General features: G+C 70.8%; 14 protein-coding genes and 1 pseudogene. 11 read left to right on the top strand and 4 right to left on the bottom strand.

The genetic code is table 11. The features are described from left to right. The first annotated feature begins 208 nt into the window (after positions 1 to 208). Genes DPA01S_RS01365 through DPA01S_RS01355 form a run of 3 tightly spaced genes read left to right on the top strand, consistent with a single transcriptional unit; the run spans position 209 to position 3,459 of the window. Positions 209 to 1,582: a glycosyltransferase family 4 protein gene (locus DPA01S_RS01365; protein WP_061913616.1), complete on the top strand. Its 1,374-nt coding sequence runs from the start codon at positions 209 to 211 to the stop codon at positions 1,580 to 1,582. Further along, positions 1,576 to 2,295, top strand: coding sequence for a class I SAM-dependent methyltransferase (locus DPA01S_RS01360; protein WP_061228413.1), 720 nt, complete (start codon positions 1,576 to 1,578; stop codon positions 2,293 to 2,295). Before DPA01S_RS01365 ends, DPA01S_RS01360 begins: the two co-directional genes overlap by 7 nt. 45 nt (positions 2,296 to 2,340) lie before the next feature. After that, a complete protein-coding gene (locus DPA01S_RS01355; protein ID WP_232302955.1) occupies positions 2,341 to 3,459 on the top strand; it encodes a prenyltransferase in 1,119 nt (372 codons plus the stop codon). 34 nt (positions 3,460 to 3,493) lie between these two features. Here DPA01S_RS01355 and DPA01S_RS17640 read toward each other — a convergent pair whose 3' ends face one another. Next, positions 3,494 to 3,685, bottom strand: coding sequence for a hypothetical protein (locus DPA01S_RS17640; protein WP_232302956.1), 192 nt, complete (start codon positions 3,683 to 3,685; stop codon positions 3,494 to 3,496). On the opposite strand from DPA01S_RS17640, the pseudogene DPA01S_RS16940 reads away from it, so the two are divergent. The 4 genes and pseudogenes from DPA01S_RS16940 to DPA01S_RS01335 form a co-directional block, all read left to right on the top strand. After that, a pseudogene (locus DPA01S_RS16940) lies at positions 3,594 to 4,114 on the top strand (TIGR03619 family F420-dependent LLM class oxidoreductase); the annotation flags it as partial. The gene DPA01S_RS17640 and the pseudogene DPA01S_RS16940 overlap by 92 nt on opposite strands. Positions 4,115 to 4,539: 425 nt before the next feature. Then, a complete protein-coding gene (locus DPA01S_RS01345) occupies positions 4,540 to 5,568 on the top strand; it encodes a pirin family protein (protein WP_061913614.1) in 1,029 nt (342 codons plus the stop codon). Between the two features lie 12 nt (positions 5,569 to 5,580). Further along, positions 5,581 to 5,937: a GNAT family N-acetyltransferase gene (locus tag DPA01S_RS01340; RefSeq protein WP_061228410.1), complete on the top strand. Its 357-nt coding sequence runs from the start codon at positions 5,581 to 5,583 to the stop codon at positions 5,935 to 5,937. 1 nt (position 5,938) lies between these two features. Then, positions 5,939 to 6,394, top strand: a complete 456-nt coding sequence (locus DPA01S_RS01335) for a carboxymuconolactone decarboxylase family protein (protein ID WP_061228409.1) — start codon at positions 5,939 to 5,941, stop codon at positions 6,392 to 6,394. Positions 6,395 to 6,448: 54 nt separating this feature from the next. Here DPA01S_RS01335 and DPA01S_RS01330 read toward each other — a convergent pair whose 3' ends face one another. Then, positions 6,449 to 6,865 (bottom strand): YccF domain-containing protein, encoded by a 417-nt coding sequence (locus DPA01S_RS01330; RefSeq protein WP_061228408.1) that lies wholly within the window; start codon positions 6,863 to 6,865, stop codon positions 6,449 to 6,451. Between the two features lie 54 nt (positions 6,866 to 6,919). Here DPA01S_RS01330 and DPA01S_RS01325 point away from each other — a divergent pair, with 54 nt between their 5' ends. Together DPA01S_RS01325 and DPA01S_RS01320 are read left to right on the top strand one after the other, a co-directional pair. Further along, entirely contained in the window at positions 6,920 to 8,317 is a 1,398-nt protein-coding gene (locus tag DPA01S_RS01325; RefSeq protein WP_061913669.1) for a sigma 54-interacting transcriptional regulator, read from the top strand. 43 nt (positions 8,318 to 8,360) lie between these two features. Next, on the top strand, positions 8,361 to 10,379 hold the full coding sequence (locus DPA01S_RS01320; RefSeq protein WP_061913612.1) for a vWA domain-containing protein: 2,019 nt from the start codon (positions 8,361 to 8,363) through the stop codon (positions 10,377 to 10,379). Between the two features lie 6 nt (positions 10,380 to 10,385). Here DPA01S_RS01320 and DPA01S_RS01315 read toward each other — a convergent pair whose 3' ends face one another. Then, positions 10,386 to 11,045: a class I SAM-dependent methyltransferase gene (locus tag DPA01S_RS01315; RefSeq protein ID WP_061913610.1), complete on the bottom strand. Its 660-nt coding sequence runs from the start codon at positions 11,043 to 11,045 to the stop codon at positions 10,386 to 10,388. An 84-nt stretch (positions 11,046 to 11,129) separates the two neighbouring features. Continuing rightward, positions 11,130 to 12,932 carry an AMP-binding protein gene (locus DPA01S_RS01310; protein WP_061913607.1) on the bottom strand — a complete coding sequence of 601 codons (1,803 nt, stop codon included), beginning with the start codon at positions 12,930 to 12,932 and terminating at the stop codon, positions 11,130 to 11,132. A 215-nt stretch (positions 12,933 to 13,147) separates the two neighbouring features. On the opposite strand from DPA01S_RS01310, the gene DPA01S_RS01305 reads away from it, so the two are divergent. Further along, complete coding sequence (locus DPA01S_RS01305) at positions 13,148 to 14,674, top strand: CoA-acylating methylmalonate-semialdehyde dehydrogenase (RefSeq protein WP_061913605.1); 1,527 nt, start codon at positions 13,148 to 13,150, stop codon at positions 14,672 to 14,674. A 28-nt stretch (positions 14,675 to 14,702) separates the two neighbouring features. Continuing rightward, on the top strand, positions 14,703 to 15,866 hold the full coding sequence (locus DPA01S_RS01300; RefSeq protein WP_061913603.1) for an acyl-CoA dehydrogenase family protein: 1,164 nt from the start codon (positions 14,703 to 14,705) through the stop codon (positions 15,864 to 15,866).

Below are 15,866 nucleotides of genomic sequence, written 5' to 3'. Positions count from 1 at the left end.
TCGGCGCGGCGGGATCGCCGCCGCGCCCAGCCCGTCTCACCGGACCCCCGAGCACCCCGCGTGCCGGGGGTCCGGTGTGTCGGCGGGTCGGCTGCCCGGCCGCGTCCTTGCTGCTGGGGAACGTGTTCTAGACTTGCCCGATGTGCCCGCCGCCACTCACTGCAGTCGCGACGGCGGGGCCGATGACCGTAGAAGGAGGCGATCGATCGTGCGGATCGCGTTGCTCTCGTACAGGAGCAAACCCCACGGCGGCGGGCAGGGTGTATACGTACGCCACCTGAGCCGTGAGCTGGCGACACTCGGCCACACCGTCGAGGTGTTCTCCGGTCAGCCGTACCCCGAGCTGGACCCGGGGCCCACGCTGACGAAGGTGCCGAGCCTGGACCTGTACAACGACGCGAACCCGTTCCGTACGCCGCGTCCCCGCGAGATCCGGGATCTCATCGACGTGCTCGAGGTGGTCACGATGTGGACCGCCGGGTTCCCGGAACCGCGGACGTTCAGCCTGCGGGCCGCGCGCACGCTGAAGGACCGGCTGGACGACTTCGACGTGGTGCACGACAACCAGTGCCTGGGCTCGGGCCTGCTGGACCTGGAGAAGGCCGGCTTCCCCGTGGTGGCGACCGTGCACCATCCCATCACGAGGGATCGCGCGCTGGCCATGAAAGAGGCCCCGCTGCGCAAGAAGATCACCACGTGGCGGTGGTTCGGCTTCCTCGGTATGCAGATCCGCGTCTCCCGCCGGCTGCAGGAGATCATCACGGTCTCCGGCAACTCGGCGGAGGACATCGCGGTGGACTTCGGGGTCGACCCGGACCGGATCGTCACGATCCCGCTGGGTGTGGACGCCGACCGTTTCCACGACGGGCGGCGTCGCGAACCCGGCCGCCTGGTGTGCGTGGCGAGCGCCGACCAGCCGCTCAAGGGTGTCCCCGTCCTGCTGCGCGCGCTGGCGAAGGTGCGTGAGGACCACCCGGACGTCCGCCTGACGTTGATCTCCAAGCTCAAGCCGAAGGGCGAGGCGTCGCGTCTGCTGGACAGGTTGAGGTTGCGCGATGCGGTGGACCTGGTGTCCGGGGTCGACGACGACGAGCTCGCCGAACTCGTGGGGTCCGCCGAGATCGCGGTGGTTCCGAGTATGTACGAGGGGTTCTCCCTCCCGGCGGTGGAGGCGATGTCCAGTGGCTGCGCTCTCGTGGCGACGCGGGCCGGCGCACTGCCGGAGGTGGTCGGGACGGACGATTCGGCGGCCCGCCTTGTCGAGCCCGGGGACGTCGACGCACTGGCCCGGGAGATCAGCGCGCTGCTGTCCGATCCCGTCGAGCGGGGCCGGCTGTCGGAGGGTGGCCGCGCGAGGGTGATGGAGCGCTACAGTTGGGCGGCCGTCGCCCGCCGGACCGTCGAGGTCTACGAGGCGGCGATCGCCCGGGTCCGCGGCGACGCGCTGCCGGACCTGTCGGCGGGGCCGGTCCTCGGGCCGGATCAGACCGAGATCGACGAGCACGTCACCGACGACGCGCCCGAGGTGCTCCCGGAATCCGGTGAGTACGACATCCGTGAGCAGGAGGACGCCGCATGCTGACCGCTGACTTCGACCGTCTGGGGGTCACCCCGGGCATGCGAGCCATCGACGTGGGGGCCGGGCTCGGCCGTCACACGTTCGAGCTCTACCGGCGTGGGGCCGACGTCACAGCGTTCGACCAGAATGCCGACGAGATGCAGCAGGTCGCGGACATGCTGGCGGCCATGGAGGCCGAGGGCGAGGGCCTGCCCACGTCGAAGGGCGAGGCCGTCACCGGGGACGCCCTGGCCATGCCGTACGGGGACGCGACGTTCGACCTGGTGCTCATCTCCGAGGTCCTCGAGCACGTGCCGGAGGACACGAAGGCCATCGCGGAGCTGGTCCGGATCCTCAAGCCGGGCGGGGTCGCCGCGGTGACCGTGCCGCGGGAGTGGCCGGAGAAGCTGTGCTGGAAGCTGTCGGACGCCTACCACTCCAACCCGGGCGGGCACTGCCGGATCTACACGGCCGAGGAACTCGGCTACAAGCTGCGCGCCGCGGGCCTCGAGGTGACGGGCACCGGATACGCCCACGCGCTGCACGCGCCGTACTGGTGGCTCAAGTGCGCGGTCGGCACGGAGAACGAGGATCATCCGCTGCCGAAGGCGTACCACAAGCTGCTCGTGTGGGACCTCATGAAGGGCCCGTGGGTCACACGCACCGCCGAGAAGCTGCTCAACCCGGTCATGGGCAAGTCGATCGTGTTCTACCTGCGCAAGCCCGTGGAGGCCTGATCGTCCGTGCAGTCACACAACAACGGCGTGTCCCGCCCGGGGCCGGTGACCGTGGTGGCCGGTGACCGGCCGGTGCCCAGCGTGCCGGGCGTCCTCGACGCCGACGCGGTCCGGGCCACCGGGCAGTGGATCGCCTCGGTCCAGAAGCCGAACGGTGAGATCCCGTGGTTCACCGGTGGGCACACCGACCCGTGGGACCACGTCGAGTCGGCGATGGGTCTGTCCGTCGCCGGCCAGTGGGAGGCCGCCGAGCGGGCCTACGGGTTCCTCCGCGACTCCCAGCGCCCGGACGGTTCGTGGCCGATCAAGTGGCAGGACGGCCGGATCGTGGACGGCGACGTCGACTCGAACTTCTGCGCCTACGTCGCGGTCGGGGTCTGGCACCACCACCTGGTCACCGGCACCCCGGGGTTCCTGGAGTCGATGTGGCCGACCGTGCGGCGTGCGCTCGACCTGGTGCTGACGTTCCAGGGCCCGGAGGGGCAGATGTGGTGGGGCGCCGGCCCCGAGGGCTTCTGCGAGGAGGCCCTGGTCACGGGGTCGTCGAGCGTCCACCACTCGCTGCGCTGCGGTGTCGCGATCGCCGAGGAGCTGGGGGAGACGGCGCCGGACTGGGACGCGGCCGCCGACCGGCTGGGCCACGCGCTGCGCGCGCACCCGGAGCTGTTCACGCCCAAGGACGAGTTCTCCATGGACTGGTACTACCCGGTCCTGGCCGGTGTCATGGTGGGGGAGCAGGCGCAGGCCCGGCTCGACTCCCGCTGGGACGACTTCGTGGTGGACGACCTCGGTATCCGCTGCGTCGACCACCGTCCGTGGGTCACGGGCGCGGAGACATGCGAGCTGGTGCTCGCGCTCGAGGCCGCGGGTCGGCACGAGCAGGCGCTGCAGCAGTTCACCAACATGCAGCACCTGAGGGATGACGACGGTTCGTACTGGACCGGCCTGGTCTTCGCGGACGGCAAACGGTGGCCCGTCGAGCTGAGCACATGGACCGCCGCGGTGGTGCTGCTGGCCGCTGACGCACTGTCGCGCACCACGCCGGGCAACGAGATCTTCCGGTACGTCTCGGACCACACCATGCAGCGCCTGCGGTCGCAGCCGGGTGACCCCGCGGACTGTGCGCCGGGCGAGGCCTGCCCGACCGCCGTCGTCGCGCGTTAGTCTGTCGCCACGCCGCCGCGGGACACCTGCCTCATCACGTGTCGGCGCGGGTGGCGACGCAGACCGGGGAGTGCGCATGGAATTCGGCCTGACGCTGTTCACGAGCGACCGGAGGCCACACACCGCGGCGCTCGCCGTGGGTCGCGCTGGGCGCCGCCGCCGCGGTGACCTCGACCATCCGGCTGGGCACGGCCGTGTCCATCCCGGTGGAGAGCGATCCCATCACGCTGGCCAAGACCTTCGCCTCCGTCGACCACCTCTCCGACGGCCGGGCCGTCCTGGGCGTGGGCTACGGCTGGAGCCTCGACGAGATGGCGGCCACAACGTTCCGCCGAAGCGCCGTCGCACAATGCTGCGCGAGTACCTCGAGGCGATGCGCGAGCTCTGGACCCACGACAAGGCCGAGTACCACGGCGAGTTCGTCGACTTCGGGCCCAGCTGGGCCTGGCCCAAGCCCGCCCGGACGCCCGGCCCGCTCACTCTGGTGGGCGCGGCAGGGAACGAGAAGAACCTGAAGTGGATCTGCCGCAGCGCCGACGGCTGGATGACCACACCCATCTCCCGGGACATCTCCGGCAGCGTGCGCAGGTTGCGCGAGCTGTGGGCGGAGGCCGGCCGCGAGGGCGAGCCGTACATCGTCGTCCTCGGCGGCAAGCTCGGCCTCGGGGCACGGTCTGAGCCGCCGGTAGCGCCCCACCCGGGCCGGTTCCGCCGGTACCGTCGTGGTATGGACCACAGTGACCCGGTCGCTCCCGTCGTCGTCATCACCGGGGCCGGCGGGACGGGGATCACGCCGGTAGCCGCGGACGTCACCGACCCCGACTCCCTCTCCACTCTGGCCGACCGCGTGCGGGCCGACTTCGGTCGACTCGACCTCGTCGTCACCTTCGCGGGGATCCTGGGGATCGGCCCGCTCGCCGCCCTGCGCCGCGGACTGACCCGTCGCCTGCTGGACCATCTACCGGTACCGTTGGTCGACAAGGCGCTCGTCCTCGCGCTGGGCGGGACGATCAACGCCCGGAAGCTCGAGATGCGGCGACAGGAAGCCGGCGCCCGCGAACAGATGAGCGAGGTGGCCGAATGACCAACCTCGACCCCCGGCCCGAGGAGATCGAGTGCGAGGCCGGCGGCGCGCCCGACGGGCCACGCCCCGGTGGCGCCGCCGTGGAGATCATCACCTCCCGCGACGTCCCCCTGGGCGGGCCGCGCGCGATGACCGTCCGCCGCACGCTGCCGCAGCGGCAACGCTCCCTCATCGGTGCCTTCTGCTTTGTCGACCACTACGGACCCGACGACGTCTCCGTCAGCGGCGGCATGGACGTCCCCTCCCACCCGCACACCGGCCTGCAGACCGTCAGCTGGCTGTTCGAGGGGAACATCACCCACCACGACTCCGGCGACAACCACGCCGTCGTGCGCCCCGGGGAGGTCAACCTCATGACCGCCGGGTCCGGCATCTGCCACACCGAGGTGTCGACCCAGGACACCACCATGCTGCACGGAGTGCAGCTCTGGACCGTGCTCCCCGAGTCGCACCGCGAGGTGGGCGGCCGCAGGTTCGACCACTTCGTGCCCGACACGGTCCGCTTCGAGGGCTCGTCGATGCAGGTCTTCATGGGGTCACTGATGGGCTCGTCGTCGTCGGTCCCCACCTACACCCCCCTCCTCGCGGCGGAGATCCGGTTCGACCCCGGCGCCGAGCTGACGCTCGACGTGGACCCGGAGTTCGAGCACGGGCTGCTCGCGGACAGCGGCGACCTCACGCTCGAGGGGGTGCGCGTCGCGGTGACCGAACTCGCCTACACGGGCGTCGGCGAGACCACCCTGACCCTCCGCAACACCGGCGCCACCGCCGGGCGCGCGATCCTCATCGGCGGCACTCCGTTCGCCGAGGAGATCATCATGTGGTGGAACTTCATCGGGCGGACCCACGACGAGATCGCCCACTACCGTGACCTGTGGGAGGCCGGCTCCGACCGCTTCGGCCGCGTGGACGGCTACATCGGCCACGACCCGCAGGGCCTGACCCGGCTGCCCGCGCCCACGCTGCCCACCACCACGCTCAGACCGCGGGTCAATCCCGATCCGCGTGCACGGACCACCGAGTAGGGGAGAACACCGATGACCGAGTACACCGACAGCAGCGGCAGCACCGTGACCGTGGAGCGCTCCGACTCGCGCAGTGCGTTCGAGATCCGGGACGCCTCCGGCGAGGTCGCCGGCCACGCCGACTTCCGCGAGATCGGCGGCGAGCGCATCTTCCACCACACCGTGGTCGGCGAGGAGTTCGGAGGCCGGGGTCTCGGTACCGCGCTCGTGCGCGGCGCGGTGGAGGCGACCCGCGACGAGGGCGTGATGATCGTCCCCGTGTGTTCGATGGTGGAAGGGTTCCTCGGCAAGAACGCCGACGAGTTCGCGGGAGCGTACCGCGACGCCACCGACGAGGACCGCGCCCGGGTCGGAGCGGAGGACGGCTGATATGGGGGTCCCGCAGCTGGATCGGACCCAGCGCGAGGTCTACAAGCAGCTCGTCCGTACCGCCGTCGCGTCCCGGCAGGCGTCCCGCGAGGCCGGATTGGAGGAGGCACTGCTCGAACTGGTCAACGTGCGCGTGTCGCAGATCAACGGATGCGCGGCCTGCCTGGCCACCCACGTGCCGGCCGCCCGCGAGGCCGGGGTGTCACAGGAACGGCTGGACCTGCTGCCCGCGTGGCACGAACTCGACGCGTTCGGCGACCCCGAGCGGGCGGCGTTGCGCCTGGCCGAGACGTTGACACGCCTGGACGACGGCGACGAACGCGCTGCCGCGACGGCGGCCGCCACCGACCACTTCTCCGATGAGCAGCTCTCGGCGTTGGAGTGGACGATCGTGCTCATCAACGCCTTCAACCGGGTTTCGATCGCCAGTCACCACCAGCCGCGGATCGAGGACTGACCCGGCCGCCGCCGACCCCGGGCACGGCGACCGCCGCCGGCCCCGGACGGGTGGTCAGCGGGAGGCGACCGGCACCATCGACGCCCGGCCGGAGCGCACGATCTCCTTGCCGAACGGGAAACACGTCACGGGGATGAGCTTGAGGTTGGCCCACGCCAGCGGCAGTCCGATGATCGTCACCGCCTGGGCGAGTGCCGTGGCGACGTGGCCGATCGCCAGCCACAGCCCGGCCACCAGGAACCAGATGACGTTGCCGACCGTGCTCGCCCCGCCGGGCCGGCCCCGGTCGACGACCTCGCGACCGAACGGCCACAGGACATAGGCGGCGATCCGGAAGCTCGCAACCCCGAACGGGATCGTGACGACGAGGATGCACGCGAGGATCCCGGCGACCACATAGCCCAGGAACAACCACACGCCCGCGGTCACCAGCCAGATGACGTTGAGGACCACCGTCAGCACGGAACGCATGCCGCCACTGTAGGTCGGAAGCGGAAGTCGCGTCACAGGGTTACGGTGGGCGATGTGAGCGACAAGCCGGACGTCAGGACCCTCGGCGAGCTGCGCGCCGCCGGTTACACCAGCCGCACCCTCCGCGACGAGTTGCGCGGCAATCTGCTCGCGGCCCTGGCCGCCGGACGGGACCCGTGGCCCGGGATGCACGGGTTCGACACCACAGTGATCCCGCAGGTCGAGCGCGCCCTCATCGCCGGGCACGACATCGTACTGCTCGGTGAGCGCGGACAGGGCAAGACGCGCCTGCTGCGCACCCTCGTCGGGCTGCTCGACGAGTGGTCCCCCGTCGTCGCCGGCTCCGAACTGGGAGAGGACCCGCTCGCCCCCATCACCGACCCGACCCGCGAGCGGATCGCCCGCGAGGGTGACACGCTGCCCGTCGAGTGGCGCCACCGCACCGAACGGTACGTGGAGAAGCTCTCCACCCCGGATACGTCGGTGTCCGACATGATCGGCGACGTCGACCCCATGCGCGTGGCGGAGGGGCGCCGCCTCGGTGACCCGGAGACCATCCACTACGGACTCGTACCCCGCGCCAATCGCGGGATCGTGGCGCTCAACGAGCTGCCCGACCTCGCCGAGCGCATCCAGGTGGCGTTGCTCAACGTCATGGAGGAGCGGGACGTCCAGATCCGCGGCTATGTGCTGCGGCTGCCCCTCGACGTACTGGTCGTGGCGTCGGCGAACCCGGAGGACTACACGAACCGCGGGCGGATCATCACTCCCCTCAAGGACAGGTTCGGCGCGGAGATCCGCACCCACTACCCGCTCGACCTGGCCGACGAGATCGAGGTCGTGCGGCAGGAGGCCGAGCTCACCGCCGAGGTGCCGGACGCCCTCATGGAGCTGCTCGCCCGCTTCACCCGAGAACTGCGCACCTCCGACTCGATCAACCAGGCCTCGGGCGTGTCGGCGCGTTTCGCCATCGCGGGCGCGGAGACCGTCGCCGCGGCGGCCCGCCGGCGGGCCGCCGTCCGCGGGGCCGACGACCCCGGCGAGGCGGTGGCCCGGCTCGTGGATCTCGACGCCGCCGTGGAGGTCCTGCGCGGCAAGATCGAGTTCGAACCCGGCGAGGAGGGGCGCGAATCCGAGATCCTGCGGTACCTGCTCCGCACCGCGACCGTGGACGTCGTGCGCGGGCTCTTCCGCGGCATCGACATGGCCCCGCTCGTCGAGGCGTTCGACGGCTCGGTGACCCTGACCACGGGGGCGAGCGTCACCGCGACCGAGTTCCTGGCCGCACTGCCCGAGCTGTCCGTACCGGGGCTGTACGACGAGATCGCCGACCGGGTCGGCGCCACCAACGCCGGCCAGCGGGCCGGCGCGATCGAGCTGGCGCTGGAGGGGCTGTACCTCTCGCGGCGCCTGTCCAAGGAGACCGGGGACGGCGCCGCCGTCTACGGCTGACACACCCCGGTGGCCACGCGGCCGTCGGAGCAGGAGGTGCGCGATGTCGCGACCAGAACCCCGCGCCCGCTACGGACGCTACGTCGGCGGGCCGGACCCGCTCGCGCCCCCGCTCGACCTGTCCGAGGCACTCGACGCGGTGTCCGAGGGTGTCATGGCCGGCTACTCGCCCGAGCAGTCCATGCGCGAGTTCCTGCGCTCCGGCGGCCGCGACCACACCGGGCTCGACGAGCTCGCAGGGCGCGTCCACCGCCGCCGGCAGGAACTGCTGAAGCGCCACCGGCTGGGCGGCACCCTCGACGAGGTCTCGAAGCTGCTCGACGAGGCGTTGCTCGCCGAACGCGGGCAGCTCGCCCGCGACACCGAGATGGACCCCATGGACCGCACGCTGCGGGAGATGACCATCGAGAACCTCCCCGACAGTCCGGCGGCCGCGGTGGGGGAGCTCAAGGACTACGACTGGGCCTCGTCGGACGCCCGCGAGGCGTACAGGCGGATCCAGGACCTGCTGGGTGCCGAGGCGCTCGACGCGCGGTTCGCCGGAATGAAGCAGGCGCTGGAGAACACCACCGACGCCGACCGGGCGGCGGTGTCCGAGATGCTCTCCGACCTCACCGACCTGCTGGACAAGCACGCCCGCGGGGAGGACACCGACGAGGACTTCCGCGAGTTCATGGACAAGCACGGTGACGCCTTCCCCGAGCAGCCGCAGAACGTCGACGAGCTCATCGACACCCTCGCCAAGCGCTCGGCCGCAGCGCAGCGGATGATGCGCTCGATGACCCCGGAGCAGCGGGAGGAGCTCATGGCCCTGTCGCAGCAGGCGTTCGGCTCGCCCGAGCTCTCCGAGCAGCTCGGCAGACTCGACGGATTGCTGCAGACACTGCGACCCGGCGAGAACTGGGACGGCTCCGAGGACTTCGGCGGCTCCGAGGGCCTGGGCATGTCCGAGGGGACGGCCGCGATGGCCGAACTCGGAGACCTCGACCGGCTGGCCGAGCAGCTGTCCCGCAGTGACCGGTCGCCGCTGTCCGAACTGGACCTGGAGGCCGTCGAGCGCACCCTCGGTCGTGAGGCGGCGGTGTCCGTCCAGACCCTGGCCCGGCTCGAGCAGGCCATGCGGGACTCGGGCTACCTGAGCCGCCGGTCGGACGGCGACCTGCGACTGTCCCCGGCCGCGCTCCGTAAACTGGGCCGGTCGCTGCTGCGGGACGCCGCCCGCCGGCTGTCCGGCCGATCGGGCGCGCGGGAGACCCGCGCATCGGGGGCGGCGGACGACCAGACGGGGTCGAGCCGGGCGTGGGAGTTCGGCGACGTCGAGTCGTGGGACGTGCCGCGGACGATCGGAAACGCGATCTCCCGCATCGCCGCAGAGGGCGGTGAAACCGTCGGCGGGGTCCGGCTCCTGCCCGAGGACATCGAGGTCCGCGAGACCGAGGCCCGGACGCAGGCCGCGGTCGCGCTGCTCGTGGACACCTCGTTCTCCATGGCGATGGAGGGCCGGTGGGTGCCGATGAAGCGCACCGCGCTCGCCCTGCATCACCTGGTGAGCACCCGCTTCCGGCAGGACCGGCTCCAGCTCATCTCGTTCGGGCGGTTCGCCCAGACCCGCACGATCGAGTCACTGTTGTCACTGGACGCCCAGTACGAGGCCGGGACGAACCTGCACCACGCGTTGCTCCTGGCGGGTCGTTTCTTCCGCGAGCACCCGACCATGCAGCCGGTCCTGCTCATCGTCACCGATGGCGAGCCCACCGCGCACCTGCTCAGCGGCGGCGAACCCTGGTTCGCCTACCCGCCGGACCCGGACACGATCCGCACGACCGTCGACGAGCTCGACAGGGTCGCCCGGTTCGGCGCGCAGACCACGTTCTTCCGCCTGGGCGCGGATCCCGGCCTCTCGCGGTTCCTGGATGCGCTGGCCCGGCGGGTCGAGGGCACGGTGGTGGCGCCGGAGGTCGACGACCTCGGGGCTGCCGTGGTGGGGCGGTTCCTGCACACACGCCACGGCCGGCCTGGCGCCGGTGACGCGTGGAGCGCGGGCGGCCGCTGGGCCGTGTGACCCCTCTCAGGGCATCGGTGCGCCGACCTCGCCGGAAACCCGGCGCAGGACACGCAGCGAATCCACGGCGGCCACCTCGGTGAACTGCCCTGACTCCAGGGCGCGGCAGTAGATCTCGTACGGCGGACGACCGCCGTCCTCGGGGTTCGGGAACACGTCGTGGATGAGCAGCGCTCCGCCGATCTTCACCCACCGGGCCCAGCCGGAGTAGTCGGCCTGCGCGGCCTCGGAGGAGTGGCCACCGTCGATGAAGACGAACGACGCGGGAGTGCCCCACACCCGCGCGACCTGCCGGGAGCTGCCCACCGCGGCGGTCACCACCTCGTCCAGACCCGCGTCCCACATGGTGTGGCGGAAGGCGACCAGGGTCTCCAGGCGCCCGGTGTGCGGGTCGACGAGCGAGGTGTCGTGGTATTCCCAGCCCGGCTGGTGCTCCTCGGACCCGCGGTGGTGGTCGACGGTGACGATGCTGCCGCCGGTCACGCGCGCGGCGGCGCCGAGGAACACCGTCGAGCGGCCGCAGTACGTGCCGATCTCCACGCCCACACCGTCGCCCAGGTACTCGCAGGCGATCTCGTAGAGAGTCGTGCCCTCCTCCAGTGGCATGAAGCCCGGGGCGGCGAGTGCGACGGCGAGCAGCGAGGGTTCGATCTCGGGTGCGGTCATGACAGTCAACCTAGCGCCCACCCCTCGGCCCTCCGTGCGGCGGGCGGCCTTGCGGGCGCGGCGCTCACGCCGTCGTCGTCGCGGTCAGCGCAGCGCCTCCTCGCGGAACTCGCCGGGGAAGTCCACCGACGGGCCGTTGTCTACCTCGGCCCTGCGCAGCTCGACGCGCCGGATCTTGCCCGAGATCGTCTTGGGCAGGTCCGTGAACTGCAGCCGGCGGATCCGCTTGTAGCCGGCCAGGTGGGTGCGCGAGTACTCGAAGATCTCCCGCGCGGTCTCCTCGGTCGCCTCCCAACCCCCGGCCAGGACGACGAACGCCTTGGGCACGCTCAACCGCACCGGATCGGGGGAGGGCACCACGGCCGCCTCGGCCACGGCCGGGTGCTCGAGCAGGACCGACTCGAGCTCGAAGGGTGAGATCCGGTAGTCCGAGGACTTGAAGACGTCGTCGGTGCGACCCACGTAGGTGATGTAGCCGTCGGCGTCCCGGGAGCCCACGTCGCCCGTGTGGTAGAACCCGTCGGCGTACGCGGCAGCGGTCCGCTCCGGGTCGCCGTGGTAGCCGACCATCAGACCGAGCGGCCGCGGGTCGAGGCGCAGGCAGATCTCGCCCTCGGCCCCGTCATCGGTGACCTCCTGCCCCGTGGCCGGGTCCACCAGCGCCACCTCGAAGCCCGGGCACGGCCGGCCCATGGAGCCGTCCTTGATGGGCTGGCCGGGGGTGTTGGCGATCTGCACGGTGGTCTCGGTCTGGCCGAAGCCGTCACGAATGGTCACGCCCCACGCGTCGCGGACGCGGCCGATCACCTCGGGGTTGAGCGGCTCACCGGCGCCCACCGCCAGACGCGGCGGGACCTGCAGCTGCGTGAGGTCGGCCTGGATGAGCATGCGCCACACGGTCGGCGGGCAGCACAGGCTGGTCACTCCGCAGCGGTCCATCTCGCGCATCATCGCCGTCGCGTCGAAGCGGGAGTAGTTGTAGATGAACACGCACGAACCGGCGATCCACGGCGTGAAAACGTTGGACCACGCGTGCTTGGCCCAGCCGGGCGAGGACACGTTGAGGTGCACGTCGCCGGGCTGCAATCCGATCCAGTACATGGTCGACAGGTGGCCGGCGGGGTACGAGGCATGCGTGTGCTCGACGAGCTTGGGCTTGCTGGTGGTGCCGGAGGTGAAATACAGCAGCAGGGTGTCGTCGGCGTGCGTGGTGTGGCTGGGCTCGAAGTCGGGGGAGGCGTCCATCGCGCCGGCCAGATCGATCCAGCCCTCGGGCGCCCCGCCGACGGCGTCACCCACATCGGCCCCGCCGACGGCGTCACCCACATCGGCCCCGCCGACGGCGCCACCCACGTCGGCCCCGCCGACGGAGATGCGCTGGAAGTCACCGGAGATGCCGGCGAAGCGGTCGGCCAGCTCGGCGCGGGCGATCACGTGTTTGATCCCGCCGCGGGCAATCCGGTCGCGCAGGTCGCCCTCGGCCAGGAGCGTGGTCGCGGGGATGACGACGGCGCCGAGCTTGATCACGGCGAGCATGACGTCCCAGAGTTCGACTTGGTTGGCGAGCATGAGCAGGATGCGGTCGCCGGGCTCCACTCCGTGGTCGCGGAGCCAGTTGGCGGTGCGGTCGGAGCGGATGCGCATCTCGTCGAACGAGTACTTGGCCTCGGTGGGTGCGCCGCCGCCGTCGTGCTCCTCGACGATCCACAGCGCCGGGTCGTCGTTGCCCTCGGCCTGGACGTCGAACCAATTCAACGCCCAGTTCCATTCGTCCAGCTCAGGCCAGACGAAACCGTCCCGGGCACCCTCGTAGTCCTGCGCGTGGGCCTGGAGGAAGTCGCGGGCGGCGCGGAACCGGACGGTGGCCTCGGTGGGCAACGGGGGCATGGGTACTCCTGTCGACGGACGTGCCTCTTGTGTAGTGAGTCAGCTCACAGTAGGTCCGTCGTTCGGGGTGGCGGTACACCCGAAAGGGGATGGTGCGAGGCCCGTCGCCGCCTCGATATGGATTACTAGGAGTTGCAAGTATAGGGTGATGGGCATCACGGGAGAGGGGCGCGCGGTCACCAGGCCGCGGCGAGCCCGCTGACGAAGGGACGGACATGTCGGATCTCAGGCAGGTCGAGCACTACATCAACGGCGCGCGTGTCGCGGCCACGGGCGGCCGCACCCAGGAGGTGCTCAACCCGAGCACGGGGAAGGCGCAGGCGATCGTGCCGCTGGCCACGACGGCCGAGGTCGACGACGTCATCGCCAAGGCCGCCGCCGCGCAGAAGGCGTGGGCCGCGCAGAACCCGCAGAAGCGCGCCCGCGTGCTCATGCGGTTCGTCGACCTGGTCAACCAGAACATGCAGGAGCTCGCGGAGCTGCTCGCGATCGAGCACGGCAAGACGACTCCGGACGCGAAGGGCGACATCCAGCGCGGCCTCGAGGTCATCGAGTTCGCGATCGGCATCCCGCACTTGCTCAAGGGCGAGTACACCGAGAACGCCGGCACCGGCGTGGACGTCTACTCCATGCGCCAACCGCTCGGCGTCGTCGCCGGCATCACGCCGTTCAACTTCCCGGCCATGATCCCGCTGTGGAAGGCCGGTCCGGCCATCGCGTGCGGCAACGCGTTCGTCCTCAAACCATCAGAGCGCGACCCGTCGGTGCCGGTCCGCCTCGCGGAGCTGTTCACCGAGGCCGGTCTGCCGGACGGCATCTTCCAGGTGGTGCACGGCGACAAGGAGGCCGTGGACGCCATCCTGAACAACGACACGATCCAGGCGGTCGGCTTCGTCGGCTCCACCCCGATCGCGCAGTACATCTACGAGAACGCCGCGCGCACCGGCAAGCGCGCGCAGTGCTTCGGCGGCGCCAAGAACCACGCGATCATCATGCCGGACGCGGACATGGACCAGGTCGCGGACGCCCTGGTCGGGGCCGGCTTCGGCTCGGCCGGTGAGCGCTGCATGGCCATCTCGGTGGCAGTGCCGGTCGGCGAGGGCACGGCCGAGAAGCTGATCGAGAAGCTCCTGCCCAAGGTGAAGGAGCTCAAGGTCGGCCACAGCCACGACCCGCGGTCCGACTACGGGCCGCTGGTGACGCCGGAGTCCAAGGAGCGCGTGCTGGACTACATCTCGCAGGGTGCGGACGCGGGCGCGGAGGTGCTCGTCGACGGCCGCGGTGTGGGCGCGTACACGGACTCCTTCGACGGCGAGGACATCTCGGGCGGCTACTACGTCGGGCCGACCCTGCTGGACAAGGTCACCACCGACATGAGCGTCTACACCGACGAGATCTTCGGCCCGGTGCTGACGATCGTGCACGCGAAGGACTTCGAGGAGGCCCTGGCGCTGCCCAGCGACCACGAGTACGGCAACGGCGTGGCCATCTTCACGCGCGACGGTGACGCGGCCCGCGAGTTCGTCTCCCGCGTGGAGGTCGGCATGGTCGGCGTGAACGTGCCGATCCCGGTGCCGATCGCCTACCACACCTTCGGCGGCTGGAAGAAGTCCGGCTTCGGCGACCTCAACCAGCACGGGCCGGAGTCGATCAAGTTCTACTCCAAGGTCAAGACGGTCACCCAGCGGTGGCCCTCGGGGATCAAGGACGGCGCCGAGTTCGTCATCCCCACGATGGACTGACGCCTACCGGGCGTAGGAGAGGAACCTGATGTTCACGCTTGATGACGACGACAAGGTCATCGTCGACGCCGCACGCGACTTCTCGGACAAGCGGGTCGGGCCCATGGCGCAGGAGTGGGATGAGAACCACCACTTCCCCAAGGACGTCCTGCGGGAGGCCGCCGGGATGGGCATGGGCGCGATCTATGTCTCGGAGGACGTCGGGGGCAGCGGGATGCGTCGCCTGGACGGTGTCCGCATCTTCGAGCAGCTCGCGCGGGGCTGCCCGTCGGTGGCGGCATACCTGTCGATCCACAACATGTGCGTGTGGATGGTCGACGAGTTCGGCACCGACGAGCAGCGGCGGGAGTGGATCCCGCGATTGGCCTCGATGGAGTCGTTCGCGAGCTACTGCCTGACCGAGCCGGGCGCCGGTTCGGACGCGGCGGCGTTGCGGACGAAGGCGGTCCGGGACGGGGACCACTATCTGCTCACCGGCACCAAGCAGTTCATCTCCGGTGGCGGCCAGTCGGACGTCTACCTCGTCATGGCGCGGACCGGGGACGCCGGCCCCAAGGGCATCTCGGCGTTCCTGGTCCCCGCAGACTCGGAGGGACTGGGCTTCGGTCCGGACGAGCGGAAGATGGGCTGGAACGCGCAGCCCACGGCGCAGGTGATCATGGAGGGCGTGCGCGTGCCGGCCGCCAACCTCATCGGCGGCGCGGATTCCGGCGGGGAGGGGCTCGGCTTCACCATCGCCATGCGCGGTCTCAACGGCGGCCGCATCAACATCGCGGCCTGTTCGCTGGGTGGCGCCCAGGAGGCCTACGCGCGAGCGGTGGCCCACGTACGGGATCGCGAGGCGTTCGGCGGGGCGCTCATCGACGAGCCGACCATCCGTTTCACCCTCGCGGAGCTGGCCACCGAGCTGGAGGCCAGCCGGCTGATGTTGTGGCGTGCGGCGGCGGCGCTGGACGCCAAGGAGCCCGACCACGTCGAACTGTGCGCCATGGCCAAGCTGTTCGTCACCGACCGCTGCTTCGACATCGCGGACCGGTCGCTGCAGCTGTTCGGCGGTTACGGATATCTATCCGAGTACGGAATCGAGAAGATCGTGCGGGATCTGCGGGTCCACCGCATCCTTGAGGGCACGAACGAGATCATGCGGGTCGTCGTCGGCCGGGCCGTCGCCGCTCGCGGACTGGGAGCGTAG

This window comes from Dietzia papillomatosis NBRC 105045, assembly GCF_001570845.1.
Lineage (GTDB): Bacteria > Actinomycetota > Actinomycetes > Mycobacteriales > Mycobacteriaceae > Dietzia > Dietzia cinnamea.
Note: the sequence above shows the minus strand (reverse complement) of the source record. Positions and strands in the feature narration are given on the sequence as shown.